Annotated in this window: 24 protein-coding genes and 1 other annotated feature; all 24 genes read left to right on the top strand. The window is 48.1% G+C overall.

The features are described from left to right. The first annotated feature begins 73 nt into the window (after nucleotides 1–73). The gene (locus tag MHB82_RS21580) at nucleotides 74–2,038 is read left to right on the top strand and encodes a stage V sporulation protein D (RefSeq protein WP_095359459.1); all 1,965 of its coding nucleotides are present in this window, start codon (nucleotides 74–76) and stop codon (nucleotides 2,036–2,038) included. 124 nt (nucleotides 2,039–2,162) lie between these two features. Then, nucleotides 2,163–3,650 carry a UDP-N-acetylmuramoyl-L-alanyl-D-glutamate--2,6-diaminopimelate ligase gene (locus MHB82_RS21575; RefSeq protein ID WP_341175782.1) on the top strand — a complete coding sequence of 496 codons (1,488 nt, stop codon included), beginning with the start codon at nucleotides 2,163–2,165 and terminating at the stop codon, nucleotides 3,648–3,650. Beyond that, complete coding sequence (locus MHB82_RS21570; protein ID WP_341176679.1) at nucleotides 3,650–5,056, top strand: UDP-N-acetylmuramoyl-tripeptide--D-alanyl-D-alanine ligase; 1,407 nt, start codon at nucleotides 3,650–3,652, stop codon at nucleotides 5,054–5,056. Before MHB82_RS21575 ends, MHB82_RS21570 begins: the two co-directional genes overlap by 1 nt. A 21-nt stretch (nucleotides 5,057–5,077) precedes the next feature. Further along, a complete protein-coding gene (mraY, locus tag MHB82_RS21565) occupies nucleotides 5,078–6,046 on the top strand; it encodes a phospho-N-acetylmuramoyl-pentapeptide-transferase (protein ID WP_095289967.1) in 969 nt (322 codons plus the stop codon). 3 nt (nucleotides 6,047–6,049) lie between these two features. Continuing rightward, the gene (murD, locus tag MHB82_RS21560) at nucleotides 6,050–7,471 is read left to right on the top strand and encodes a UDP-N-acetylmuramoyl-L-alanine--D-glutamate ligase (protein WP_341175781.1); all 1,422 of its coding nucleotides are present in this window, start codon (nucleotides 6,050–6,052) and stop codon (nucleotides 7,469–7,471) included. 48 nt (nucleotides 7,472–7,519) lie between these two features. Then, a complete protein-coding gene (gene spoVE / locus MHB82_RS21555) occupies nucleotides 7,520–8,617 on the top strand; it encodes a stage V sporulation protein E (RefSeq protein ID WP_095359456.1) in 1,098 nt (365 codons plus the stop codon). 7 nt (nucleotides 8,618–8,624) lie between these two features. Continuing rightward, nucleotides 8,625–9,734, top strand: coding sequence for an undecaprenyldiphospho-muramoylpentapeptide beta-N-acetylglucosaminyltransferase (gene murG / locus MHB82_RS21550; RefSeq protein WP_095289972.1), 1,110 nt, complete (start codon nucleotides 8,625–8,627; stop codon nucleotides 9,732–9,734). Nucleotides 9,735–9,916: 182 nt separating this feature from the next. Continuing rightward, the gene (locus tag MHB82_RS21545) at nucleotides 9,917–10,102 is read left to right on the top strand and encodes a hypothetical protein (protein WP_146239839.1); all 186 of its coding nucleotides are present in this window, start codon (nucleotides 9,917–9,919) and stop codon (nucleotides 10,100–10,102) included. Nucleotides 10,103–10,114: 12 nt separating this feature from the next. Next, nucleotides 10,115–10,459, top strand: a complete 345-nt coding sequence (locus MHB82_RS21540; RefSeq protein WP_341175780.1) for a hypothetical protein — start codon at nucleotides 10,115–10,117, stop codon at nucleotides 10,457–10,459. Nucleotides 10,460–10,476: 17 nt separating this feature from the next. Next, the gene (gene murA / locus MHB82_RS21535) at nucleotides 10,477–11,760 is read left to right on the top strand and encodes a UDP-N-acetylglucosamine 1-carboxyvinyltransferase (protein WP_095359454.1); all 1,284 of its coding nucleotides are present in this window, start codon (nucleotides 10,477–10,479) and stop codon (nucleotides 11,758–11,760) included. Between the two features lie 66 nt (nucleotides 11,761–11,826). Then, complete coding sequence (locus tag MHB82_RS21530; protein WP_110821242.1) at nucleotides 11,827–12,594, top strand: cell division protein FtsQ/DivIB; 768 nt, start codon at nucleotides 11,827–11,829, stop codon at nucleotides 12,592–12,594. A gap of 295 nt (nucleotides 12,595–12,889) precedes the next feature. Further along, entirely contained in the window at nucleotides 12,890–14,170 is a 1,281-nt protein-coding gene (ftsA, locus tag MHB82_RS21525; RefSeq protein ID WP_095359453.1) for a cell division protein FtsA, read from the top strand. Nucleotides 14,171–14,318: 148 nt separating this feature from the next. Then, the gene (gene ftsZ, locus MHB82_RS21520; protein ID WP_095359452.1) at nucleotides 14,319–15,431 is read left to right on the top strand and encodes a cell division protein FtsZ; all 1,113 of its coding nucleotides are present in this window, start codon (nucleotides 14,319–14,321) and stop codon (nucleotides 15,429–15,431) included. Nucleotides 15,432–15,686: 255 nt separating this feature from the next. After that, on the top strand, nucleotides 15,687–16,667 hold the full coding sequence (gene spoIIGA, locus MHB82_RS21515) for a sigma-E processing peptidase SpoIIGA (protein ID WP_341176678.1): 981 nt from the start codon (nucleotides 15,687–15,689) through the stop codon (nucleotides 16,665–16,667). Between the two features lie 11 nt (nucleotides 16,668–16,678). Beyond that, nucleotides 16,679–17,401 carry an RNA polymerase sporulation sigma factor SigE gene (gene sigE / locus MHB82_RS21510; protein WP_095289983.1) on the top strand — a complete coding sequence of 241 codons (723 nt, stop codon included), beginning with the start codon at nucleotides 16,679–16,681 and terminating at the stop codon, nucleotides 17,399–17,401. Between the two features lie 111 nt (nucleotides 17,402–17,512). Further along, nucleotides 17,513–18,295 (top strand): RNA polymerase sporulation sigma factor SigG, encoded by a 783-nt coding sequence (gene sigG, locus MHB82_RS21505; protein ID WP_095289985.1) that lies wholly within the window; start codon nucleotides 17,513–17,515, stop codon nucleotides 18,293–18,295. Nucleotides 18,296–18,547: 252 nt separating this feature from the next. After that, nucleotides 18,548–18,940 (top strand): YlmC/YmxH family sporulation protein, encoded by a 393-nt coding sequence (locus tag MHB82_RS21500; RefSeq protein ID WP_176476048.1) that lies wholly within the window; start codon nucleotides 18,548–18,550, stop codon nucleotides 18,938–18,940. A 51-nt stretch (nucleotides 18,941–18,991) separates the two neighbouring features. Next, nucleotides 18,992–19,891, top strand: coding sequence for a peptidoglycan editing factor PgeF (gene pgeF, locus MHB82_RS21495; protein WP_341175779.1), 900 nt, complete (start codon nucleotides 18,992–18,994; stop codon nucleotides 19,889–19,891). Between the two features lie 6 nt (nucleotides 19,892–19,897). Beyond that, complete coding sequence (locus MHB82_RS21490; protein WP_110821240.1) at nucleotides 19,898–20,599, top strand: YggS family pyridoxal phosphate-dependent enzyme; 702 nt, start codon at nucleotides 19,898–19,900, stop codon at nucleotides 20,597–20,599. Then, on the top strand, nucleotides 20,590–21,057 hold the full coding sequence (locus MHB82_RS21485; RefSeq protein ID WP_095289991.1) for a cell division protein SepF: 468 nt from the start codon (nucleotides 20,590–20,592) through the stop codon (nucleotides 21,055–21,057). Before MHB82_RS21490 ends, MHB82_RS21485 begins: the two co-directional genes overlap by 10 nt. A gap of 7 nt (nucleotides 21,058–21,064) precedes the next feature. Beyond that, on the top strand, nucleotides 21,065–21,328 hold the full coding sequence (locus MHB82_RS21480; RefSeq protein WP_227779725.1) for a YggT family protein: 264 nt from the start codon (nucleotides 21,065–21,067) through the stop codon (nucleotides 21,326–21,328). A gap of 19 nt (nucleotides 21,329–21,347) precedes the next feature. Beyond that, complete coding sequence (locus MHB82_RS21475; RefSeq protein ID WP_095359449.1) at nucleotides 21,348–22,130, top strand: YlmH family RNA-binding protein; 783 nt, start codon at nucleotides 21,348–21,350, stop codon at nucleotides 22,128–22,130. Nucleotides 22,131–22,375: 245 nt separating this feature from the next. After that, entirely contained in the window at nucleotides 22,376–22,885 is a 510-nt protein-coding gene (locus MHB82_RS21470) for a DivIVA domain-containing protein (protein WP_056696170.1), read from the top strand. Between the two features lie 58 nt (nucleotides 22,886–22,943). Next, nucleotides 22,944–23,233, top strand: a binding site (T-box leader). A 76-nt stretch (nucleotides 23,234–23,309) separates the two neighbouring features. Beyond that, nucleotides 23,310–26,408: an isoleucine--tRNA ligase gene (ileS, locus tag MHB82_RS21465; protein WP_341175778.1), complete on the top strand. Its 3,099-nt coding sequence runs from the start codon at nucleotides 23,310–23,312 to the stop codon at nucleotides 26,406–26,408. Nucleotides 26,409–26,547: the final 139 nt, after the last annotated feature.

The following is a 26,547-nucleotide window of genomic DNA, read 5'->3' as shown; positions in this document are numbered from 1 at the left end:
CTAACCCCCGGTTGTCCCGAATATTCATGAATGAACGAGGTCATGATTTTGGGACGAGTGGGGGGATCTTTTCGTGAAGGGTTCAAGTGTAAATCTACGGCGCAGGCTGTTATGGAGTTTGCTCATTTTGGTATTGTTATTTTCGGCCTTGGTGATCAGGCTTGCTTATGTACAACTCGGGAAAGGCCCGGAATTGTCTGCGAAAGCGGAGGAGTCCTGGCGGCGGAACATTCCATATTCAGCCAAACGGGGAGAGATCCTGGATCGCAATGGTACCTCTCTTGCCTATAATGTAACTACACCGACGATTATGGCGATTCCGGCTCAAGTGAAGGAAGCGGAGACTACAGCGAAGGCACTAGCCCCTTTACTTGGAATGACTGAAGAGAAAGTGCTGGCAACCATCAAGAAAAGAGAACTGATTGTACGACTACAACCCGGCGGCCGCAAAATTACGATGGAGAAAGCTCAGCGCATTCGTGATTTGAAGCTTCCGGGTATCGTTGTTGCAGAGGATAATAAACGATTCTATCCTTATGATGATCTGGCTGCTCACATTCTTGGTTTTACGGGGATTGATAACCAAGGATTGACCGGGGTCGAAAAAAGGTATGATGAGAAGTTGACCGGTTTAAATGGCAGTGTGTCCTACTTGTCCGATGCGGCCGGAAGGCTTATGCCGGGCTCATCTGAGAAGTATGTGGAACCAAGAGATGGTCTTAACCTGGAGCTGACGATCGACAAATCGATCCAATCCATTATGGAAAGGGAACTGGATCAGGCCATGGTCAAATTCCAGGCGAACTCGGCTCTGGCTATCGCCATGAACCCGAAAACGGGTGAAGTCCTCGGCATGGCCAGCAGACCAGGGTATGAACCAGCGGATTACCAGCAGTATCCGTCTGAAATCTATAATCGGAATTTACCGATATGGATGACATACGAACCGGGTTCAACTTTTAAAATCATTACTTTGGCGGCAGCTTTGGAAGAGAAGAAGGTGAATCTGCAGCAGGATCAATTCTTTGACCCAGGATATGTTGAAGTTGGAGGTGCCCGGCTGCGCTGCTGGAAAAAAGGCGGCCATGGGAGTCAAACCTTCCTGCAAGTCGTGGAAAACTCGTGCAATCCCGGGTTCGTGGCTCTAGGTCAAAAGCTGGGTAAAGAGTCCTTGTTTTCTTACATCAAAGACTTTGGATTCGGAACCAAAACAGGTATTGATCTTAGCGGTGAGGCAAGTGGTATTTTGTTCAAACTGTCCCGAGTGGGTCCTGTGGAGCTTGCGACAACAGCCTTTGGGCAAGGCGTTTCCGTTACACCCATTCAGCAAGTGGCGGCCGTATCGGCTGCCATCAATGGAGGCAAGCTTTACAAACCTTATGTAACCAAAGCTTGGGTTCATCCCGAAACGGGTGAAGTGATGGAAGAAGTCAAGCCGGAACTTGTGCGGCAGGTCATTTCCGAAGACACATCCAAGCAGGTTCGTGAGGCTTTGGAAAGTGTTGTTGCAAAAGGCACAGGAAGACCGGCGTTCATCGACGGATATCGGGTAGGCGGTAAAACAGGTACAGCCCAGAAGGTTATTAACGGACGTTATTCCTCTTCCGAGCATATTGTATCCTTTATTGGCTTTGCTCCCGCAGATGATCCACAGATCGTAGTATACACGGCTGTCGATAATCCAAAAGGGATTCAGTTCGGGGGTGTCGTTGCAGCTCCGATTGTACAGAATATTCTTGAAGACTCGCTGCACTATATGAATGTTCCTGTGCGCAAGGATCAGGTTGCAAAAGAATACAAGTATGGCGAAACCAAAATTGTTACGGTTCCCGATCTCACAGGTGCAACGGTAGAAGATCTGTATGAAGATCTCAACATGAACTTTATGCTGGCTAAGTCCGGTAGCGGGAAGTACGTCATTAACCAGGCTCCGAAGCCAGGAGCAAGGGTGGAGCAGGGCTCTACCATACGAATCTATATGAGTGATGTGCTGAAAGAAGCACACGATCATACAGGGGAAGCAGGACAGGAGCCTTAACCGGCTCCAGGTCCTTGCGCAACAAAATTCAAAAAGTTGCGTTTCATTAAATGGCCATATGGACGATATTAATAAAAAGAAATGCCTTAAGCAGAAGTAAACTTGGAGAAGTGAGGTTATTCATGTGCTTTTAAAACAATTTGCATCGAAGCTGACAACTGCCCGCCTGATTGGCGAGCCTAATACAGAATGCCAAAACTTACAGACAGATTCCCGCCAGGTTCAACCGGGAGATCTGTTTATCTGTCTTCCGGGACATACGGTGGATGGACATGATTATGCGGAAAAAGCTGTGAATGCTGGAGCAGTAGCACTGGTCGTGGAACGACAACTCGAACTACCTGTACCGCAGCTGCTGGTCAAAGACAGTCGTTTTGCAATGGCAGTCCTTGCAGACTCTTTCTTTGACTCACCAAGCCATAAGATGAATATGATTGGTGTAACGGGAACGAACGGCAAGACAACCACCACCTATCTGATTGAAAAGATCATGAGTGATCATGGACAGAAGACAGGTTTGATTGGTACCATTCAAATGCGTTACGACGGCCGGACCTATCCAATGTCGGGAACTACACCAGAAGCACTCGATCTGCAGCGCAGTCTGTATGATATGGTTCAAGCGGGCACGGACTGCTGCGTAATGGAGGTCTCATCACATGCGCTGGAGCAGGGACGTGTAAAAGGAACCGATTTCCGTACTGCTGTATTCACCAACTTGACCCAAGATCATTTGGACTATCATAATTCCATGGAAGAGTACCGTGCAGCGAAAGGCCTGTTCTTTGCAAGACTTGGCAACGAGTATACAGAGGATGCTTCCCGTCGCAAATTTGCGATCATTAATGCTGACGATCCATCGGCCAATTATTTCAAATCCGTGACTGCAGCTGAAGTCATTACATATGGCATGGAAGATAATGCTGATGTACGGGCATCCAAAATCTCGATTACATCGCAGGGCACGTCTTTCCATGTGGATACATTCGCAGGCAGTACAGACATTAACTTGCGCATGGTAGGGAAATTCAACGTATATAACGCCATGGCAGCTATCTCTGCTGCACTTGTTGAAGGAGTACCCTTGGAAGAGATTAAACGCAGTCTTGAGACGGTTCCTGGTGTGGATGGACGTGTTGAAGCTGTAGACGAAGGTCAGTCATTTGCTGTTATTGTGGACTACGCTCATACACCCGACGGCTTGGAAAACGTATTGCGAACGGTAAAAGAGTTTGCCGAAGGGCGAGTCATCTGTGTATTCGGATGTGGGGGAGACCGGGATCGGACCAAACGTCCATTAATGGGGAAAATTGCAGCGAAGTATAGTGACATTGTATTTGCAACTTCTGACAATCCACGCACGGAGGATCCGGATCTGATTCTCAAAGATATTGAAGTAGGTCTGGTAGAAGAAGGCGTACCATCTGATCGTTATCTTATGGTCGTAGATCGTCGTCAGGCAATACATGAAGCTATTGAAATGGCAAGCCCAGCCGATGTAGTATTGATTGCGGGCAAGGGTCATGAGACCTATCAAATTATCGGAACAACCAAAACGGATTTCGATGATCGGATCATAGCCAAAGAGGCGATAAGGGGCAAATCCAATTGATAAAAAGAACATTAGCGCAATTGGCCGAAATGTGCGGAGGAACACTAAACGACTACACAGCTTACGGAGACATCTGCGTTGAAGGTGTATTTACGGATTCACGCAAGCCAGTAGAAGGCAGTTTGTTTATCCCGCTTGTCGGCGAGAGGTTTGACGGACACGAATTTGTGCAAGCCTGTTTAGAAAAAGGAGCCGCAGGGGCGTTATGGCAGAATGACCATGGTGTTCCCCCGCAGGGAGGAGCAGTCATCGTCGTTGAAGACACGCTGGCTGCCCTGCAGGGGCTTGCATCTGCTTATCTGGCCGAGAGCCAAACTTCCGTGGTGGGCATTACCGGCAGTAATGGCAAAACAACTACCAAGGACATTGTGGATGCCATTCTCTCTACCAAATTCAAGGTGCATAAGACACAGGGCAACTTCAACAATCATATCGGACTCCCGCTTACGGTGCTAAGCATGGAACAAGATACCGAAATTGTGATTCTGGAAATGGGCATGAGCGGGCGCAGAGAAATCGAGGCATTGTCTTTGATTGCTCAGCCGGATATCGCCATCATTACGAACATTGGTGAATCCCATCTGCTGCAGCTTGGCTCCAGGCTGGAGATTGCCAGAGCAAAGGCCGAAATTGCTGCAGGCATGAAACCAGGCGGCCTGTTGATTTATAACGGAGACGAGCCGTTGATCAAGCAGGTTCTGGCTGAAGCGGAAACGAAGCAGCCCGAGGGAATGAAACGATTTACCTTTGGACTTCAGACAGACAATGATGATTACCCGACAGGACTCATGAATGCGCAGAACGGTGTTGTTTTCACGACAAAACAGTTGGGGGAACAAGCACTTACGCTTCCTCTGCTTGGTACACACAATGTAGTTAACTGTCTCGCAGCACTTGCAGTTGCACGTCACTTTGGTGTAACAGCCGAACAGATTGCCTCTGGGTTATCCGGCTTGAAACTGACGGGCATGCGTATAGAGGTTATTCAAGGCGTCAGCGGACTAACGATGCTTAATGATGCCTACAATGCAAGTCCAACTTCGATGAAAGCAGCTATTGATGTGTTGGATGGGCTCAAAGGTTATCGTTCTCGAGTAGCCGTACTTGGAGACATGTTGGAACTTGGGCCTCAGGAACAGGAGCTTCACCGTGGCATCGGAGAGTATATTACGCCAGGGAAAATGGACATGGTGCTAACCTATGGACCGTTATCGGTGAATATAGCTGAGGGTGCAAAACTGCACATGCCGGCAGAAGCTGTGCATGCATTTGAGAACAAGGAAGAGATGACCCGTTACCTGCTGGAAAAATTGCATCCCAGAGACGTCGTTTTGTTCAAGGCCTCCCGGGGCATGAAACTGGAGGACGTGGTCGAATCACTAAAAATAGCATCATTACAGAATTGAGTAGACTAGAGGGGTGAACCCATGGATTTTCAGGTATTACTGTTAACAATCGGCGTTTCATTTATTTTGGCGGTGATTGCCGCACCGCTATTGATTCCATTACTTCGCCGAATGAAATTCGGACAGCAGGTTCGGGAAGACGGGCCGCAGAGCCATCTGAAAAAGAGCGGGACTCCGACGATGGGCGGGGTTGTGATCCTGCTTGCATTTACATTAGCCTTTTTGAAGTTTTCAGCAGTCAAAAACACGGATTTCTATGTCCTGCTCGTGGCTACGCTCGGTTTTGGCCTGATCGGCTTCCTGGATGACTATATCAAGATTGTATTCAAACGTTCTTTGGGATTGACCGCCAGACAAAAAATGCTGGGGCAGCTGTTTTTCAGTGCGGTGATGTGTTTCTTGCTCATTCAGAATGGGCACAGCACAGCCATCTCGATTCCCGGAACATCCGTCTCTTTCGACTGGACGGGGTGGTTCTATTATCCGTTTGTCGTGTTCATGATGCTTGCGATCACCAATGCCGTTAACTTTACGGATGGACTGGATGGTCTGCTGTCTGGTATCAGCGCTATTGCGTTTGGGGCGTTTGCAATTGTAGCGATGCAGGCGACGTCTATGCCGGCAGCGGTATGTGCAGCAGCCATGATTGGCGCTGTGCTTGGTTTTCTTGTATACAATGCGCATCCGGCCAAAGTGTTTATGGGAGACACGGGCTCACTAGGTATCGGTGGTGCCATTGGTGCCGTTGCCATTGTTACGAAGACGGAGCTTCTTTTTGTAATCATTGGTGGTGTGTTCGTCATCGAGATTCTATCCGTTATTATTCAAGTGGTATCGTTCAAGACCCGGGGCAAGCGTGTATTCAAAATGAGTCCTATTCACCACCACTTTGAATTAAGCGGATGGTCGGAATGGCGGGTTGTTATTACTTTTTGGGCAGTCGGTGCTATTTTGGCTGCGCTCGGACTTTATCTCAACAAGGGGTTGTAAATCATGAACCATCCTGAATCATATCGCGGTCAACAGGTTGTTGTGCTCGGACTGGCAAAGAGTGGCGTGCAAGTTGCCAAGGTGCTGGACCGTGCGGGAGCGAAAGTCACAGTGAATGATAAAAAAGAGAGGGAACAGTGTCCCGAAGCATCCGAATTGGAGGCTTTGGGAATTTCTGTTGTATGCGGGGGCCATCCCGATGATCTGATTCATGAGGGTGTGAAGCTTGTGGTCAAAAACCCGGGCATCCCTTATCAGGCGCCACCAGTACAGCAGGCTCTTTCCCTCGGAATTGAGGTTGTAACGGAAGTGGAAGTGGCTTACCACCTCTGTGCAGCACCGATGATCGGGATTACAGGTTCCAACGGGAAAACAACGACAACCACATGGGTTGGCAACATGCTGGAGCATGCAGGCTTGAACCCGATTGTGGCCGGCAATATTGGTACACCACTCAGCGAGGCGGCAGAACAAGCTACGGCCGATAACTGGATGGTCGTTGAACTTAGTAGCTTCCAGCTTAAGGGAACTGTGCATATCCGTCCCCGGATTGCAAGTCTGCTTAACGTTACAGAAACGCATCTGGATTATCACGGGGATATGGCTGACTATATCGCTTCCAAAGCTAAAATCTTTGCCAATCAGCTTCCGGATGACGTAGCGGTGCTGAACTGGGATGATCCCGTATGCCGGGAACTCGTTCCTTATATTAAAAGCAGGCTGCTTCCGTTCTCCATGACCGAGAAGCTGGAAGCGGGCGTGTACGCCGATCCTCCTTACGTGGATGGAGAAGAGGATGATGTGAAACGCCAGGTGGTATATGCCGACGGTCAAGGAAACCATCACATCGTTATAGACGTTGAAAACATTGGAATACCAGGACAATTTAATGTTGGGAATGCGCTGGCTGCGGTAGCCATTGCAGCAGCGGCAGGTGCCGATCCGGCTGTGCTTGAGGTACCCCTGTCCGAATTCAAAGGGGTTGAGCACCGTTTGGAGTATGTGCTGGAGCACAATGGCGCCAAGTACTACAACAATTCCAAGGCTACCAATTCGAAGGCAACCGTGATGGCATTGAACTCCTTCAAGGATCCGGTCGTGCTGATCGCCGGAGGACTGGATCGGGGTTCAGACATGATGGAGCTGCTCCCCTTGTTCCAGGAACGGGTAAAAGGGGTTGTGGCTCTCGGCGAAACACGGGAGAAAATCGCCAAGGTCGCGGAACTGGCGGGATTAAAGCAAATTAAGGTCGTCGATAATGAGGATGATGCTGCCCAGACGTTAACCGCTGCAGTACAGGAAGCGTCGCGGCTTGCAGCGCCTGGTGATGTAGTCTTGCTCTCACCGGCGTGTGCAAGTTGGGACATGTTTGCTTCTTATGAGGAGCGGGGACGCATTTTTAAAGAGGCGGCGCATAACTTGTAAGTAGGGGGGTGGAAAAGCCCCTACTTCCATGCAAGGGGTGGCCTCCTGATGAAACAGACGCGACCGGCGCCGGATATCTGGCTCCTGATTTGTATTGTGGCATTGCTTGCCATCGGCATTATTATGGTCTATAGTGCGGGCTCGGTGCTTGCTTTTCATGACTATGGCGATTCATTTTATTTTGTCAAAAGACAGTTGTTATTTGCTGGACTCGGACTGGCTGCCATGTTTGTCACAGCCAATGTGGACTACCGGGTCTGGCGGAAATATGCTAAACCGATATTGATCGCCTGTTTTATTATGCTGATTGCGGTGTTAATTCCCGGGATCGGCGTGGTCCGCGGCGGAGCACGAAGCTGGCTGGGCATTGGATCGTTTGGCATTCAGCCCTCTGAATTCATGAAGTTGGGCATGATTTTGTTTTTGGCACACTGGCTGAGCAAGGAACCGGGGAAAATTAAAACATTCACAACCGGATTGTTGCCCCCACTTGGATTGATAGGTCTCGCCTTCGGCATTATTATGCTGCAGCCCGATTTGGGGACAGGCACCGTCATGATGGGTGCATCCATGCTGATTATTTTTACGGCAGGCGCGAGAATGAAACATTTGTTGCTGCTTGCTCTTGGCGGAGCTATGGGATTTGCCGCGCTGATTGCAGCTGCTCCTTACCGACTGAAACGAATAACAGCTTTTCTCGACCCATGGTCCGATCCGCTGGGTGCGGGCTATCAAATCATACAATCATTATATGCAATCGGACCGGGTGGCCTGGCAGGTCTGGGCCTTGGGATGAGCCGGCAAAAATACAGTTATGTGCCCGAACCGCAAACGGATTTCATTTTTTCCATATTGGCTGAAGAGCTCGGTTTTATTGGCGGACTAATTGTACTTCTTTTGTTCCTGGTGCTGGTCTGGAGAGGTATGCGAGTAGCGATGACAGTACCGGATGCTTTTGGCAGTTTGCTGGGTGTAGGCATTATCGGCATGGTGGCTGTACAAGTCATTATCAATATCGGCGTCGTCATCGGGCTCATGCCCGTTACTGGAATAACCCTTCCGCTGATCAGTTATGGCGGATCATCTCTGACCTTGATGCTGACAGCACTAGGGATACTGTTAAACTTATCACGTTATGCGAGGTGACTATGCGATGCGAGTCGTACTAAGCGGCGGCGGTACCGGTGGACATATCTATCCGGCCGTTGCCATAGCAAGACAATGTGAGGCGGAGAATCCCGACTCGACATTTTTATATATTGGAGGAACCCGTGGACTGGAGAGCAAGTTAGTGCCACAGGAGAACATTCCTTTTCAATCCATTGATATTACAGGATTTCGGCGGAAGTTGTCTGTGGACAATCTGAAGACGGTTATGCGCTTTATTCAAGGCGTGCGAAAATCGAAGAAAATGCTGAAGGAATTCAAACCTGATGTAGTGATCGGGACAGGCGGCTATGTATGTGGACCTGTGGTTTATGCAGCTGCCAAACTAGGGATTCCAAGTGTCATTCATGAACAAAATGCGATCCCTGGCTTAACCAACAAGTTCCTTACTCGTTATGTGGATACCGTTGCAGTTAGCTTCGAAGGTTCAGAGAAGGCTTTCTCGGGAGCGAAAAGAGTAGTGTACACGGGTAATCCGAGGGCAACCACGGTTGCCAAGGCCAGCCGTGATCGAGGATTTGCCACACTGGGTGTGCCAATGGACAGCCGGGTTGTGCTGGTTGTCGGAGGCAGCCGCGGGGCAAAGGCCATTAATAAAGCGATGGTGGACATGGCTCCCATGCTGGAGAAGCTGGACGATGTACACGTCGTTTATGTTACGGGTGAATCCTATTTTGACGAAACACGGGAAGCGATACGCAGTTCACTTGGAACGATGCCAAACCACTTGCATGTGCTTCCTTATGTGCATAATATGCCGGAAGTTCTCGCTTGTACCTCATTGATTGTGAATCGTGCAGGAGCGTCATTCCTCGCCGAAATTACATCGCTTGGCATTCCTTCCATTCTGATACCGTCACCTAACGTGACGAATAATCATCAGGAAGCGAATGCGCGTACACTGGAAGGTGGCGGAGCTTCTGTCACGATGCTGGAGAAGGATCTGTCGGGAAAAGCGCTATATGAGGCCATTGCCCGCATCATGAATGATGAAGCGGCCCGCAAACGCATGGCCGCAGCGTCTCGGGAGCTTGGCAAGCCGGATGCAGCCGAGGTGCTGGTGAAGGAGATTCAAAGGCTTGCTGTACGCAGGTAAAGTGTGTTCTGGGCGATTGTCACACACAAGGCAGGACTGACATAAGATACCGTATAAATTGTGACAATCGTTCCAAGGCGCCGCATCACGGTTTTTGTCGTTTAGCAGGGGATACTTCTATGGATGTTGAGCAGCATGATTTATGCGTAACGGCAGAAGCATTCCATGCTATCCAAAGGTGATTGTGGTTAGTACCAAAAGAAGTTGGGCCCTGCGGGCAGAAGTGGTGTACATTTAACGCTGGTGCTTATGGATCGGATGTGTCACGCATATTTCAATCCGCTGAGATTGTGCTGGAGACAGGCGAATGGGTACGTTACAGCAAGGAGGACAGGGAATTTGCGTATTACCACTCTGTGCTGCATTAACGGAGAGGCGTTGTGCCAGAAGCTGTATATTCAGTTTGGCATAATGAACGCAATGTCGTTTCGGAAGTGATGGGGCTTGCCAAAAATTATAAACCTTTTGCTACTGCGTATGCGTGCGCAGGCAGCGTACTCCGAAATCCGCCCAGTGACCGAGCGGCCCGGCTGTTTCAAACAGCGGCGTCAAAGGGTAAACACGGGAGGCCTACAGGTATCCATCTTGCATGCCAATTTGATTGTCAGTCCAGTCAAGCTACAGCAGAGGACGTTATCACCCTTATGCAGCAAATTCAGAGCAACTATATCATCTCAAAACGGTATAACCTGGTACCGGAAGTCTTTCCAGTGGGTGAGCGGTAAACCCCGGAGGTGATACATTGGACAAATTGGTGATTGAAGGCGGGAAACCCCTCTCAGGATCCATACGCATCCATGGAGCAAAAAATGCCGCTTTACCAATCATGGCTGCAAGTTTGTTGGCAGATGGAGAAGTCACGCTGCACAACGTTCCACACTTGCTGGACATTGAAGTAATGCTGTATATCCTGGAACGGCTTGGATGCACGTGTCGGCATGAACAGGGAACAGTGACGATTGATACATCGTCCATCCGGTCATATGATGTGCCTGAGGATCTGATGAAACAGATGCGCTCTTCCATTTTCTTGATGGGGCCATTGCTGGCTAAGTTTGGGCAAGTATCCGTATACCAGCCAGGTGGTTGTGCCATCGGAGAACGCAAGATTGATCTTCACCTCCGGGGCCTGGAAGCGCTCGGAGCATCAATTGAAGAGCTTGATCAACAGATTATCTGCCGGGGCCGTAAGCTGGTGGGCACGGATATTCATCTGGACTTCCCAAGTGTGGGTGCCACGGAAAATATCATGATGGCAGCCGTTACAGCTGAGGGCACAACAACAATATTCAATGCAGCCAGAGAACCTGAGATTCAGGACTTGCAGCATTTTCTCAACGCGATGGGTGCAAGTATAATTGGAGCCGGCACCGATACAATTACGATTAACGGTGTAGAGAAACTGAAGCCTTGTTCCTACGAGATCATACCTGATCGGATTGTGGCCGGAACCGTCATGATTGCAGCAGCAGCGACAAGAGGTAATGTTACCCTGACACACTGCAACCCGGCACACCTTACTTCCCTTATACATGTGTTGAAGCGCACTGGTGTTCAAATCACGGTCTGCAATGATATAATGACGGTGAGCTGTATGAGCCGTCCCAAATCCGTGGATCGTATTGTAACATCACCGTACCCTTCGTTTCCGACTGACCTGCAGTCGCAAATCATGGTCCTGCTCAGTTTGGCCGATGGGTTCAGTGTAATGAAGGAGACGGTATTTGAGGGACGCTTCAAGCACGTGGATGAACTTAACGTCATGGGTGCAGATATTTCGGTCGATCTGAATGCAGCCTTTATCCGTGGAGTCCCGCGTTTGTACGGAGCTACAGTTGAAGCAACCGACCTGCGTGCAGGTGCAGCTCTGGTTATTGCTGGCCTTGCTGCCCAGGGGAAAACGGTTGTTGAGCAAGTGCATCATATTGACAGAGGGTACGACCGCATCGAGAAGTTGTTCCAGAGCCTTGGAGCTTCGGTTGAGCGACAGTCCCCCGTTTCGAAACAGCTGGATTTTGCCAATTAACGTCCTTTGAGTCCCCTTCTTCAGAATGCTGTGGGAGGGGACCGAAGGCTTTGTGGAGCGCGACCTATGCCTAAAAGTCAAATTCCGGTTCTGAAGAAGAATCGACCTAAAGGAAACACAAGCCGTAAACTTGTTCTTATTCTGTTACTTCTTTTTATTGTATTGCTTGCCGTGCTGTTCTTCCGCTCTTCCATGAGCCGGATTTCGAGTATTGAGATTACGGGTAATGTATACACGACAACTTCGGAACTGCTGGAGAAAAGTGGTTTGAAGGAAGGCGATCAGTTCTTTGGGACAAGCTCCGCTGAGGTCATTGAGCGTTTGAAGACGTTCAAAGCGGTAGCGAATGTGACAGTGGATAAACAGTTTCCGGGGATCGTTCATATCAAGGTTCAGGAGTATCCGACTGTTGCTTACGAACTGGGTGCGGATGGTACACTCCAGGCTATCCTGGCCAGTGGGACAAGCTTGAATGTTCCGGCCAATATCGGAATTGCTGTGGAGAAGCCCATACTGACACAGTGGAAAGCAGACGATCCGCTTAAAGAACAATTGAGTGAGACGCTTGCCAAAATTCCAAACGAATTGACAACGGATATATCGGAGATTATTCCTAACCCTACGCCTTCGTTCCCGGATCAGATTCGCTTGTATACCAAATCACAGTTTGAAGTGATTACCACGATCTCCAAGCTGCCGGATAAGGTGGAGTACCTGAATCAGGTTATTGAGACGGAGCGGCCAGGAAAAATCACGATGCTTGAGGCAGACACGTACGTGCCTTTTATCGCAGATGACCCTGAAGATGGTGAAGAGCAGGGTGCAACGCCCTGATCCTCTTGCTAATCATGTATGGCAGTTAATGAAAAGTCCAAGCAGGGTCGGGGTTTGACCCTGTTTCATCCGTGAAAGTTGTTCTTTCTGAGACGGAGAAAAAATGATACACTTGAACTTATGGCACATAAGTTGTCTCCTTCTTTTTTCTTCAAGGTTTTATGTCTCGCAACCAGATCTTGGCACCCAAAAAAATTGTAGAAAAAAGAGGGAAAGCCTAACGTGTGTTGAATATGTTTTAAGAGTGTTTAAACCCGAACGTATTTTACTATTGGAGTCAGGAGGTGCCACAGACTTGAGCAACAATGACATCATTGTTAGTTTGGACATCGGTACATCCAAAATTCGCGCTATTATTGGGGAAATTAATAATGGAACCTTTAATATTATTGGAGTTGGATCTGCCGACTCGGAGGGAATTCGCAAAGGTGTAATCGTAGATATCGATCAGACGGTGCAGTCGATCCGAAATGCAGTGGATCATGCTGAACGTATGGTAGGTATTCAAATATCCGAAGTATATGTTGGAATCTCAGGAAATCATATCGGACTGATGAGCAGTCACGGCGTCGTGGCAGTGTCTAACGAGGATCGTGAAATCGGAGAAGAAGACATGGAACGGGTGTTGAAAGCAGCCGAGGTGATTGCGGTTCCGCCGGAACGGGAAATTATTGATGTTGTCGCCAAGCAGTACGTTGTAGACGGCTTGGAGGGCATACAGGATCCCCGGGGTATGATTGGAGTTCGACTGGAAGTTGAGGCAACAATCATAACGGGTGCAAAAACCGCGATACATAATCTTTTGCGCTGCGTGGAAAAAGCGGGTCTGAAGGTAAGCGATCTGGTGCTCATGTCACTTGGAGCAGGTCAGCTTGCTTTATCTAAGGACGAAAAAACGATGGGGTCTGTTCTTGTTGATATTGGAGCAGGTGCAACAACCATCGCTGTCTTTGAAGAAGACAGTCTTGTTGCAACGTCAACCCTGCCGATCGGTGGAGAATTTGTTACCAACGATATTGCGTATGGATTGCGTACCTTAACAGATCAAGCCGAAAAGGTGAAGCTGAAATATGGCTGCGCATGGCTTGATGATGCTGCGGCTGACGTTATGTTCAAAGTCACGCGAATCGGCAGCAATGTGGACAAGGAATTCTCGCAGGAGGACCTTGCTGCTATTATCGAACCGCGTGTTCAGGAAATATTCCAGATGATTTCCCAAGAAGTGAAGCGCCTCGGTTACACGGAGCTTCCCGGAGGTTATATACTAACGGGAGGGACCGTCTCGATGCCAGGGGTTCTGCAAGTAGCTCAGCATGAGCTTGCTGCATCGGTACGAATTGCGGTTCCGGATTACATCGGTGTTCGCGACCCGGGCTACACAAGCGGGGTCGGCATTTTGCACAGTGTAATTCGCAGTTTGCGCATTCGTCCATCGGTCAGCAGCGGCGGTGGCAACAATAATAATAACAACAACAAGAAACCGACCAACCGTGTTAAGCCGAGTGCGTCTCCGGAATCGGAGCAAAAACCGGGTTTGTTCGAACGGCTGAAAAATATGTTCAGCGAATTTATATAACAGGTTGAATCTATTTCATACTTCTAGAAGCCGTCTGAATGCGCTGGTATTAATATATACGCTTTCGATCGTCGATATATGAAATTGATTCGGTTCAATCAAAAATTGGACGGGCCATCCATGCACATTGAGGGGGAGATGGAATAATATGTTGGAATTTGATTTCGAGATGGAGAGCTTGGCTCAAATAAAAGTCATCGGTGTAGGCGGCGGCGGAAGCAATGCAGTCAACCGTATGATCGAAAATGGTGTACAAGGTGTAGAATTTATAACGGTGAACACGGATGCTCAAGCATTGCATCTGGCGAAATCCGAACATAAATTGCAAATCGGTGATAAACTGACCCGTGGTCTTGGCGCAGGTGCCAACCCGGATGTAGGTAAAAAAGCAGCGGAAGAATCCCGCGATTTGATCATGAATACATTGAAAGGTGCGGACATGGTATTTGTAACAGCCGGTATGGGCGGTGGTACAGGTACTGGTGCAGCTCCAGTCATTGCTGAGATTGCCAAAGAGTGCGGAGCTCTTACCGTAGGTGTGGTTACACGTCCATTCACTTTCGAAGGACGCAAACGTTCCAGTCATGCAGAGCAAGGGATTGAAGCTCTCAAGGAAAAAGTGGATACGCTGATTGTCATTCCAAATGACCGCTTGCTTGAAATCGTAGATAAAAAGACACCGATGCTTGAAGCATTCCGTCAAGCAGATAACGTACTGCGTCAAGCGGTACAAGGCATCTCTGATCTGATCGCTGTACCGGGTCTGATCAACCTTGACTTTGCAGACGTAAAAACCATTATGACTGAACGCGGATCTGCTTTGATGGGGATCGGAGAAGCAACAGGTGAAAATCGTGCGGCTGAAGCAGCTCGCAAAGCGATTATGAGCCCATTGCTGGAAACGTCCATTGAAGGTGCGCGCGGGGTTATCATGAACATCACAGGTGGCATCAACCTGTCACTTTATGAAGTGAATGAAGCAGCCGAGATCGTTACATCGGCATCCGATCCGGAAGTTAACATGATCTTCGGTGCCATCATTGATGAAAATCTGAAAGAAGAAATCAAGGTTACGGTTATTGCTACTGGTTTTGAAGACAAGCCTGTCTCACCACCACCAGGACGCAAACCGACACCAACGAGTGAGCCTGCTGAGAATCGCTCGCCTAATCTTCGCCCGTTCGGGAACCAGCCAAGCAGTGATCAGCTGGATATTCCGACATTTTTACGCAATCGCTCACGCAATAACAATAACGACTAAGCAGCAATCATATTTAATTTCAAACCCGGTTCTCCTTATGGAGAAACCGGGTTTTTCTGTTTTTTTATCTACAGCATATCAAACAGAAATGAACAAATTCTGAACAATGGGCACGAGGAATTACGACAAAAAAAGTTGAGACGACACCCCCATGATTAGACAGACTTTGAACAAGAAGCTCCTTATACTTGTGTGTATGCTCATAGAATATCGGAACAACGCTATACCGATATTTGGTACGAGGCAGGTGAAGAGTTGGTCGTTTATGTTGATCTTATTTTTTTGACAAACCTGTGTATTGACGGTGCACTCATCGGACTCACAGCCTGGATGCGTAAAACGAAGCTGGTTTGGTGGAGATGGCTGCTGTCTTCCATTGTGGGCGCCCTCTATGTCGTCATGATGTTTGTGCCGGAGTTTGATTTTCTGTTTACCTTTTTGATCAAGTTTGGTTTGTCACTCGTGATGTTGTTTATCGCTTTTGGTTTTAAGGGCCTCCAGGTGTTTATGAGGAATTTGGGTACCTTCTATGTCATTAACTTCGTCGCTGCCGGAGGCATTTTAGGTATACACTACATGCTTCAGAGTTCGGGCGAGCTGTTTAACGGAATTTGGTATACAGCCTCGGGCGGAATGTCTTTTGATCTGAAGATCGCCTTCTGGTTTACTTTTATCGTATTCTTTGCAGTGCTGTTTTTATTCAAAGCCGTGCAAAGCTCCAAGCGAAAATCAGACCGTATGACAACCTATCTGGGAGAAGTGCAGGTTTATATCGATGATGTAACTATTTCTTGTACAGGCCTTGTCGATACCGGTAATCAACTCACGGACCCTCTTTCCCGTCTACCGGTTATGGTGATGGAGGTTTCACTGTGGCAAGACATGCTGCCAGCTTCCTGGAAAGGCCGGTTGAAGGAAGAAGCACCGGACAACCTCATTATGGAGCTGGACCAGGAAGATTTTCGCTGGCAGGGTCGACTAAGACTGGTACCCTATCGTGGTATCAACAAGGGGACGGCATTTATGCTGGCAATCAAGCCTGATCTGGTGAGAGTGACATTGGATCAAATGAGTTACGAGACAACCAAAGTACTAATCGGGCTGGATGGCGGAGTGTTGTCGTCAGAAGGAAAGTACCGCGCGGTCATTCACCCTGAGCTTGTGCAAGACGCTGCCTCTGCGCAGTCTACGGCTCTCTCTGCGGGAGCAACAGAAAAGCCGCTGAATGTGGTATAGGAGGAACGTACATGCTTGTGAAATGGAAACTGGTGGCGCAGCTGCAGTATTACCGTCTGTTATTTTTGCTTGGTTTGAAGAGTGAGGAGATCTATTATATTGGAGGCAGTGAAGCCCTGCCGCCTCCGCTGACGCGGGAAGAAGAGGAATTTTTGCTGCAAAAGCTCTCTTCCGGGGATGCTGCAATTCGCGCCATGCTGATTGAACGAAACCTTCGCCTGGTGGTATACATCGCTCGCAAGTTCGAAAACACAGGCATTAACATTGAGGATTTGGTTTCCATTGGAGCCATCGGGCTCATCAAAGCTGTCAATACGTTTGATCCGGAAAAGAAAATCAAGCTGGCAACCTATGCCTCGCGATGCATTGAAAATGAAATATTGATGTACCTGCGGCGTAACAGCAAAATTCGGACAGAAGTTTCTTTTGATGAACCACTCAACATTGACTGGGATGGAAATGAGCTATTATTATCGGATGTTCTGGGTACCGAGAACGATACAATCTATCGAAATATTGAAGAGCAGGTAGATCGGAAGCTTCTGCACAAGGCCTTGGAAAAATTGACTGAACGTGAGCGGATGATTATGGAGCTTCGCTTTGGCTTAACGGACGGGGAGGAAAAGACACAAAAAGATGTCGCAGATTTGCTTGGAATCTCCCAATCCTACATCTCTCGTCTGGAAAAAAGAATCATTAAAAGACTCCGCAAGGAGTTTAATAAGATGGTCTAATCTTGTGCTTTTAATATAATGGGTATTAATGGCAAGGATGCCAGGGACGAATAAAAAAGCCTGCCCCGGAGATAATGTACATTAATGTTTCTCCTTGGGAGGTAAATCACGATGACCCGAAACAAAGTCGAGATTTGTGGCGTGGACACCGCAAAATTGCCTGTCCTCACCAACACAGAAATGCGGGAATTGTTTCATTCCCTACAGCAGCACCATGATCGCTCAGCAAGAGAGAAATTAGTGAATGGCAACCTGCGGCTTGTACTCAGTGTCATTCAGCGCTTTAACAATCGGGGGGAGTTTGTCGATGATCTGTTCCAGGTTGGTTGTATCGGCCTGATGAAAGCCATTGATAATTTTGATTTATCCCAGAATGTCAAATTTTCAACGTACGCAGTACCGATGATTATCGGTGAGATCCGTCGTTATCTGCGTGACAATAACCCGATCCGGGTATCCCGCTCATTACGGGACATCGCATATAAGGCGCTTCAGGTTCGTGACAGCCTGACCAACAAAAATTCTCGTGAACCGACCATATTCGAAATTTCCGAAGCATTGAACGTGCCCAAGGAAGATGTCGTTTTTGCACTGGATGCCATTCAAGATCCGGTATCACTATTCGAACCCATCTATCATGACGGTGGAGATCCAATCTATGTGATGGATCAGATCAGTGATGACAAAAACAAGGATGTGTCGTGGATTGAGGAAATTGCACTGCGCGAGGCCATGCATCGTCTCGGACAGCGGGAGAAAATGATTCTGTCCATGCGGTTTTTTGAAGGCAAAACACAGATGGAAGTTGCCGATGAGATTGGAATTTCCCAAGCTCAGGTATCCCGTCTGGAAAAATCGGCAATACAGCAGATGCAGAAACACGTGAAGACGTAACTTCACTTCAATCACAAGGACGATCTAACGGTTGAAATCCGTTGGTCGTCTTTTTCTATTTTATAAGACATACGATTAGGTTTGGAGTGAACTGCGATTGAATGAGCGACTTTAAAGAGAACGCCCAGTTTCGGATTAAGCTGTACTAATTTCAGGGATTCCCCGAAAAACAGGACATTTTTCGCCTATAAAACATATATTGTATAGAAGCGTTGAACGGTATAAGCGGACTAGGCGGGGGGCGAGCGGCAGATGAAAGTAAACGCAAGTGAGTCGGCACAAAGAGGGATGAAGATCTCGGATTTTCAGACAAAGGATGTCATTAACATCACGGATGGCAAACGTCTGGGGCAGATTAGTGATCTGGAACTGGATCTCAAGCAGGGACGAATCGAAGCCATCGTGGTACCCGGTTACAGCAAATTCATGGGGTTGTTCGGGGGTGGAACGGATCTGGTTATTCCCTGGAGGAACATTGTTAAGATTGGTTCGGATGTTATTTTGGTTAAACTGGATGAAGTCAGGGAAACGAGCTACGATGAGCGAGATCGCGAAGCAAAGATGTACGATGAACAGCAAAGCAGCCGTGTGGAGCGGGTTGAACGCCTGGAACGATTGGACCGAAGCCAGCGTCGAACGATATAATCAAGACAGAACGTGGCTCATTTGGTACACTGGAAGCTGTGAGGTGATAAGATGGAACCCTTTGTTCTGAATAAACAACTTTTCGAACGGACTGAAGATCAATTGGTGAATGGAAGCCCAGATCTGTTGTTATTATATGTGGAGCCGTGGAGAGAACAGTTCAGCCGAATGACGGCAGGATTTACCACAAGACAAGGCGGGGTGGGCAGTAAACCTTATGCCACTCTAAACTGCGCTTATCATGTTGGCGATGATCCTTCAGATGTTTTGGAGAATCGTCGTCTGGTGGCCGAAAAGCTTGGTTTCTCGGTGAGCGCCTGGACGTGTGGTGAACAGGTCCATGGCAAACATGTGGCCGTTATACAAGCTGATGATCGAGGCAAAGGTCTGATGGATCGACAGTCAGCGCTGCAGGACACGGATGGTTTGGTCACCAATGTACCGGGTGTGCTGCTTACTTCCTTTTATGCGGATTGTGTTCCGCTATATTTCTACGACCCGGTGCAACAAGCCGTGGGGCTTGCTCATGCGGGGTGGAAAGGGACCGTTGCTGGCATTGCCCAGTCAATGGTTGAAACGATGGAACGGGAATATGGAAGCCTGGCACAGAATATCCGGACCGCTATAGGCCCTTCCATTGGGGATTGCTGTTATGAAGTGGATGAGGCAGTTATGCAGCATGTACGGGTTTGGTTTGAATCTGCTCCGGGTAATGATGAATACAACAACTCTGTGCAGGGCCGAGCGTATCATTCGTCTGGAAATGGAAAGACGATGTTAAACTTGAAAGAATGTAATCGACACATTATGATGAAAGCAGGAATATTGCCGGATCATATCGAATGTACAACGTGGTGTACAAGCTGCCACCCGGAACTGTTTTTCTCGTATCGCAAGGAAAATGGAACGACCGGAAGAATGGCGAGCTGGATTGGGCTGGAAGAGAGGTGACCCTCTGTGTCATTGGAGGAGCGAATTCAACAGGTAAATCAGAAGATCGAAGCTGCATGCCAGCGCAGTGGCCGTCAGCGCGAAGACGTAAATGTGATTGCGGTCACGAAGTACGTCTCCCTTGAAACGACAGGCGCTGTGCTGGAAAGTGGCCTTGAGCATATTGGAGAGAACCGTTGGCAGGATGCACAAGCCAAGTGGGAAGCATTTGGTCAGCAAGGAACATGGCATTTTATCGGTCACTTGCAGACCAACAAAGTGAAAGACGTCATAGGCAAATTCCGCTACATACATTCACTGGATCGTTTGTCTCTGGCCAAGGAGCTGGACAAAAAGGCAGCTGCTCTGGGGATACAATTGGAAACTTTTTTGCAGGTGAATATTTCGGGTGAAGAGAGTAAATATGGATTGCAGCCTGAACAGGCGAGTTCATTTTTGCGTGAGATCAGCAGCTTCAGCAACCTGAAGGTCGTCGGTCTGATGACCATGGCTCCCCATGAAGAGGATCCGGAGCTTACGCGTCCCGTATTTCGTGGACTGCGTGAGCTGAGAGACCATTTGAATGGACAAGCCCTGACATCGGAACCATTGACTCAGCTATCGATGGGAATGTCCAATGATTTTGAAGTGGCGATTGAAGAAGGGGCAACATGGGTACGGCTGGGATCAATTCTCGTAGGAAAAGAGGAGGGTTCACGATGGGCGTAATGAATAAATTCATGAATTTCCTTGGTCTTCAAGAAGAGGAAGAGATTGTGGAACGCGAACGTTTGGCTGCACAAGAGGAGGCTGAATCTGAACAACAGGAAGCTGAAACCTCCAGTCTAGATAAACGTAGAAACCAAAGGGGGAATAATGTTGTGAGCATTCATTCCCAGAAAAATGTTAAAGTTGTCCTTTATGAACCGCGTTCCTATGACGAAGCTCAAGAAATTGCCGACCACCTTCGTTCACATCGTACTGTTGTTGTGAACCTGCAGCGGGTGCGCCAAGATCAGGCACTGCGTGTCATTGATTTTTTGAGTGGGACAGTCTACGCACTGGGCGGGGGAATTTCTAAAATTGGCGGCAACATTTTTCTCTGTACGCCGGATACCGTTGAAATTCAAGGAGCAATTACGGAAATACTGGCTGACAGCGAGCAAGATTACAACAGAATGAGGTGAGCCGCTTTTGTATCAACTTCAAGTCGTCGTGTTTTACCTGTTTGAGATTTATTTCTACATGATTATTGGATATGTATTGATGTCGTGGCTTCCGAACGCGCGGGAGAGCGTCATTGGTGAGTGGCTTGCCAAATTGGTGGAACCCTATCTGAGTCCTTTCAGACGTTTCATTCCACCTTTGTTCGGTATGTTGGACATCTCACCAATCGTTGCGTTAATTACTCTTCAACTGGCGAGATCAGGTTTGCTCTCGATCATCAGCTACTTCTGATAGGGTAGGGTGAACATAGATGAGTGGTGAAATTTACGAACATTTTAGCCATGATGAGCGTGACTTCGTGGATAAAGCCTCGGATTGGGTGGAACGCGCAGGCAAGCTTCATGATATGAAGCTAACAGACTTTCTTGACCCAAGACAGGCCTTTATATTGCAAACGCTTGTCAATCGTCGCAATGACGTCCAGATTCGTCTGGACGGAGGCTACGAGGCAGCTGAACGCAAACGTGCGCTGATTGCACCAGATTATCGGTATCTCGATGATGAGGATATGGGTATGCAGGTGCTTAGCATCACGTCAGATGATCAGAAAATTACAGAGCTGGAGCACGGGGACTACATGGGAGCCTTGCTCGGGCTTGGACTGAAACGCGGCAAGATCGGAGATATCCAAGTGCTGGATGACGGATGCCACACCGTGGTGGCAGCGGAGACCGGCGCTTTTTTATCGCTTCAATTGAACCAGGTTCATCGGGTTCATGTGTTTACAGAGCTGCTTCCTCTGCATCAGATGAAGTGGTCGGAGAGCAAACTGGAGACGATGGATATCACTGTTGCATCCTTGCGTCTGGACGGAATTTGTGCGGATGTGTACCGACTGAGTCGCAGTAAAGTTCTAGTTCCCATCAAAGCGGGCCGATGCCGGGTAAATTGGAAAGTCGAGGAAGATCCGTCCAAAGCTCTGAAAGCCGGGGACGTGGTCTCCATTCAAGGTTTTGGCCGTTTCAAGGTGCTGGAACAGGATGGGATGACCAAAAAGGGACGTTGTCGTGTAAAAATCGGCAAATTTGCTTAGCGGCATTGCAGGAAAACCCGTTTTCTTGTCGAAATGTTTAAGATAAAGGTGTAAAAAACATTCGCTGTTTCCGATATACATTGAAGTGCAAAGTCGATATAACCGTATTGGAATCAGAACGTCGATTCTGCAAGTGCAAGTCGTTCAAGCTGCTATATGACATCTTGCATACGACCCTTTGGGTGATACCCATGTGCTGCAAACCTTCTCGGAACGGGAAGGAACTTTAACAGGAGGTGGACAGCATGCCATTAACGCCGCTGGACATACATAACAAGGAATTTTCCCGACGCTTGCGCGGGTATGACGAGGATGAAGTCAATGAATTCCTGGATCAAGTCATCAAAGATTACGAAGGCGTCATTCGCGAGAACAAAGAGCTGAGCAATCAGTTGCTGTCCGTTCAGGAGAAACTGGATCATTTTGCTACAATTGAAGAGACGCTCAGCAAAACGATTATCATAGCGCAGGAAGCAGCCGACGATGTGAAGAACAATGCGAAGAAGGAAGCACAGCTCATTGTGAAGGAAGCAGAGAAAAATGCTGACCGGATCGTGAACGAGTCCTTGGCGAAATCCCGCAAGATTGCTTTGGAAGTGGAAGAACTGAAAAAGCAGGCTTCGATCTACCGGGCCCGTTTCCGTACGCTTGTTGAAGCTCAGCTCGAACTGCTGTCTCAGGATGGATGGGAAGCACTGGAGAGTCGCGAACAGGAAGTCCGTGATCGTGAACGGGAAATGAAGGAAATTTATTAGTCTGCCTGCCCGGTTGACTTTTGACTCTAAAGAGGCTATAACTATATTCATAATGAATAATGATTCCATGACGGGTTCAAGTACGTTATGATCTCATCCCTCAGAGAGTTGGCGGTTGGTGCAAGCCAATGGATGAGTTATAGCCGAATATCTCCCCGGAGAAGTGACGCTGAAGCGGTGATGAATGGCCGTGCGTAAGCGAAACCGTAAGCCGAACGTTATATCGGCACCCTGCTGTAGTTAAGCGGGGCACAAGTGCTGTTAATGACAAAGCATACCCATGTGATTGGATATGGTTTGTGATGAACAGAATTAGGGTGGTAACGCGAGCACAACCTCGTCCCTTTCCAGGGATGGGGTTTTTTTGTGTCCAAAATGTGAATTGTGGACGGTCCACAATCCAATTATTGAAAGGAAGATCATGATGCAAAGAGTGGATGTCAAAGAGAAAGCACGCGCTAGAGAGCTACGCATGCTAAACAAGTGGAAAACGGAAAATACGTTTAAGAAATCAATCGAGAATCGTGAAGGCAAACCGAATTTCGTGTTTTACGAAGGACCGCCGACTGCAAACGGCAAGCCGCATATCGGTCACGTGCTGGGACGCGTTATTAAGGACTTTGTAGGACGTTACAATACGATGAAAGGTTACCGTGTGGTTCGTAAGGCTGGCTGGGATACACATGGATTGCCTGTTGAGCTTGGAGTACAGAAGAAACTCGGCATTTCCCATAAGTGGGAGATCGAAGATTATGGCGTGGAAAAATTCATCAACGAATGTAAAGCAAGCGTATTTGAATATGAGCAGCAATGGCGTGATCTGACAGAAGGTATTGCTTACTGGACGGATATGGATAACCCTTACATCACGTTGGACAATAACTACATTGAGAGTGTATGGAATATCCTTGCTACGATTCATGAGAAAGGACTTCTCTACCGCGGACATCGTGTGAGTCCATACTGTCCATCTTGTCAGACTACCCTGAGTTCCCATGAAGTTGCCCAAGGGTACAAGGATGTCAAAGACCTTAGTGCCACAGCCAAATTTAAGCTGGATGACAGCGGTGAATTTGTGCTTGCCTGGACGACTACGCCGTGGACACTGCCTTCACACGTTGCACTCGCAGTTAATCCAGACATGGAATATTCCCGTGTACGTCAAGGTGAAGAAGTGTACATCATGGCAACCAATCTCGTGGAAAAAGTCATGAAGGACTCGAAAGGCGAGTATGAAGTCATCGGTTCACTGAAAGGCTCTGATTTAGTTGGTAAAACGTATGATCCTCCATTCAACTACGTGCAGGCTGAAAAAACAAACGTGATTCTTGGTGCAAGCTTTGTAACGGATGCAAGTGGTACAGGGATTGTACACATGGCACCGGCACATGGTGAGGACGATTACCGCGTATGTCGCGAGAATGGCATCAGTTTTGTCAACATGGTAGACCTTGAAGGTAAATTTGTGGCAGAGGTTACGGATTTCGCGGGACGCTTCGTTAAGGATTGCGATATTGATATCGTGAGAAGTCTGTCCGAGAAAGGCCGCCTGTTCAGTAAAGAGAAATATGAGCACAGCTACCCATTCTGCTGGCGTTGTGATACACCGCTTCTCTACTATGCAATGGACAGCTGGTTTATCCAAACCACAGCGATCAAGGATCAACTGATTGCCAACAACAGTGAAGTGGAATGGTACCCAGGCCACGTTCGTGAAGGACGTTTCGGAAAATTCCTGGAGGATCTGGTGGATTGGAATATCAGCCGTGATCGCTACTGGGGAACACCGCTGAACATCTGGGTATGTGAGGAGACTGGCGAACAGTTCGCTCCGCACAGCATCGCTGAGCTGCGTGCACGTGCCGTTGGAGATGTACCAGAGAACCTGGAACTGCACAAACCATATGTAGACGAAGTCAAAGTACTCAGCTCCTGTGGTAAATATGAAATGAAACGTACTCCGGAAGTGATTGATGTCTGGTTTGACAGTGGTTCCATGCCATTTGCCCAGCAGCACTATCCGTTTGAAAATAAAGAAACGTTTGAACAGCAATACCCTGCGGATATGATCTGCGAAGGGATTGACCAAACACGTGGCTGGTTCTACAGCTTGCTGGCTGTATCTACTCTTTTGACAGGCAAAGCACCTTACAAAGCGGTTATGGCCACAGGCCACGTATTGGATGAGAACGGACAGAAGATGTCCAAATCCAAAGGCAATGTTATTGATCCATGGGAAGTCATTGAAGAATATGGTACAGATGCGTTCCGTTGGGCCCTGTTGTCTGACAGTGCACCGTGGAACAGCAAACGTTTCTCCAAAGGCATTGTGGGCGAAGCTAAATCCAAAATGGTGGATACATTGGTTAACACGCATGCATTCCTGACGTTGTATGCGACCATTGATGGTTTTGATCCACAGGAACATCCGTTTAAGCCTTCCGCGCATAAGCTGGATCGCTGGATCCTGTCAAGACTGAACAGTCTAATCATCGTTGTGGAGAAGGCGCTGTCCGTGAATGACTATCTGAATTCATCCAAAGCGATTGAAGCCTTCGTCGATGAGCTGAGCAACTGGTATATCCGTCGTTCCCGTGACCGTTTCTGGGGAAGTGGATTGACCGAGGATAAACTGGATGCTTATCGCACACTTACAGAGGTGCTTGTGACCACAGCCAAACTGGTTGCGCCATTCACACCGATGCTTGCGGAAGATATCTATCTGAACTTGACTACAGGTGAAAGTGTTCATATGGAAGATTACCCGGCGGCAAATGAAGCGTTGATTGATCTGGATCTGGAACAGGATATGGAGACAGCTCGCCGAGTGGTCGAACTTGCTCGTAACGTGCGTAACGAAACAGGTATCAAGAATCGCCAGCCACTGTCCGAGTTAATCGTTTCGCTTGATAAAGGATTTGATCTGGCGAGCTATGAAGAGATCATCAAGGATGAGATCAATGTGAAAGGTATCCGTACGGAGCATAACGATGCCGAATTCGTTGATTTCACATTGAAACTCAATCTGAAAGTAGCGGGGAAAAAATACGGCAAGAACGTAGGCTTCCTGCAGAACTTCTTCAAAGGCATGTCAGCAGAGGAGACACGCAAAGTAGTGACAGAAGGTGTGCTGAATGTGGTTTCTCCGGAAGGAGAAGAACTGCAAGTGACAAGTGAGGAGCTGCTGGTGGAGAAACAAGCCAAGTCCGGTTTTGCTTCGGCATCCGGGTACGGTCTGACGGTAGCACTCAACACCGAAATCACAACTGCATTGGAACAGGAAGGCTGGGTACGTGAAGTTGTACGTTCCGTACAAGACACACGTAAGAAATTGGACCTGCCGATTGAGAAGAGAGTACGCCTGACACTGGATGTTGATCCTGAGCTCCAGGCTGCAATCGAGGCATTTGATGAGGTCCTGCGTGAGAATGTACTCGTTACTGAAGTCACATTTGGTACCCATGAAGCTATGGAACGCATTGAAGCTGGCGGTAAAGCAATGGGCGTTTATATCGAGGTGTAACCACATTCTCTTTCGATACAGATGAATCGATTGAACTCAAGTTACAAATGGATCCTAAATGAAGTAGAGTATCTCTATTCCATTTAGGAAAGGATATAGAGTATAGACAAACGAGCCTTAGACTCAGGGAACAATCCCT

Source organism: Paenibacillus sp. FSL K6-2862 (assembly GCF_038005125.1).
In the GTDB taxonomy this organism is placed as follows: Bacteria; Bacillota; Bacilli; order Paenibacillales; family Paenibacillaceae; genus Paenibacillus; species Paenibacillus illinoisensis_A.
The sequence above is the reverse complement of the archived record's forward strand: the minus strand, read 5'-3'. Positions and strand labels throughout refer to the sequence as shown.

Coding starts and splice junctions, on each gene's coding strand:
- MHB82_RS21470 (WP_056696170.1), top strand. CDS start 22,376: ATGCCATTAACGCCGCTGGACATACATAACAAGGAATTTTCCCGACGC.
- MHB82_RS21530 (WP_110821242.1), top strand. CDS start 11,827: ATGCCTAAAAGTCAAATTCCGGTTCTGAAGAAGAATCGACCTAAAGGA.
- MHB82_RS21475 (WP_095359449.1), top strand. CDS start 21,348: ATGAGTGGTGAAATTTACGAACATTTTAGCCATGATGAGCGTGACTTC.
- mraY (WP_095289967.1), top strand. CDS start 5,078: ATGGATTTTCAGGTATTACTGTTAACAATCGGCGTTTCATTTATTTTG.
- pgeF (WP_341175779.1), top strand. CDS start 18,992: ATGGAACCCTTTGTTCTGAATAAACAACTTTTCGAACGGACTGAAGAT.
- murG (WP_095289972.1), top strand. CDS start 8,625: ATGCGAGTCGTACTAAGCGGCGGCGGTACCGGTGGACATATCTATCCG.
- spoVE (WP_095359456.1), top strand. CDS start 7,520: ATGAAACAGACGCGACCGGCGCCGGATATCTGGCTCCTGATTTGTATT.
- MHB82_RS21500 (WP_176476048.1), top strand. CDS start 18,548: ATGAAAGTAAACGCAAGTGAGTCGGCACAAAGAGGGATGAAGATCTCG.
- sigG (WP_095289985.1), top strand. CDS start 17,513: ATGACCCGAAACAAAGTCGAGATTTGTGGCGTGGACACCGCAAAATTG.
- murD (WP_341175781.1), top strand. CDS start 6,050: ATGAACCATCCTGAATCATATCGCGGTCAACAGGTTGTTGTGCTCGGA.
- MHB82_RS21485 (WP_095289991.1), top strand. CDS start 20,590: ATGGGCGTAATGAATAAATTCATGAATTTCCTTGGTCTTCAAGAAGAG.
- ftsZ (WP_095359452.1), top strand. CDS start 14,319: ATGTTGGAATTTGATTTCGAGATGGAGAGCTTGGCTCAAATAAAAGTC.
- ileS (WP_341175778.1), top strand. CDS start 23,310: ATGCAAAGAGTGGATGTCAAAGAGAAAGCACGCGCTAGAGAGCTACGC.
- sigE (WP_095289983.1), top strand. CDS start 16,679: ATGCTTGTGAAATGGAAACTGGTGGCGCAGCTGCAGTATTACCGTCTG.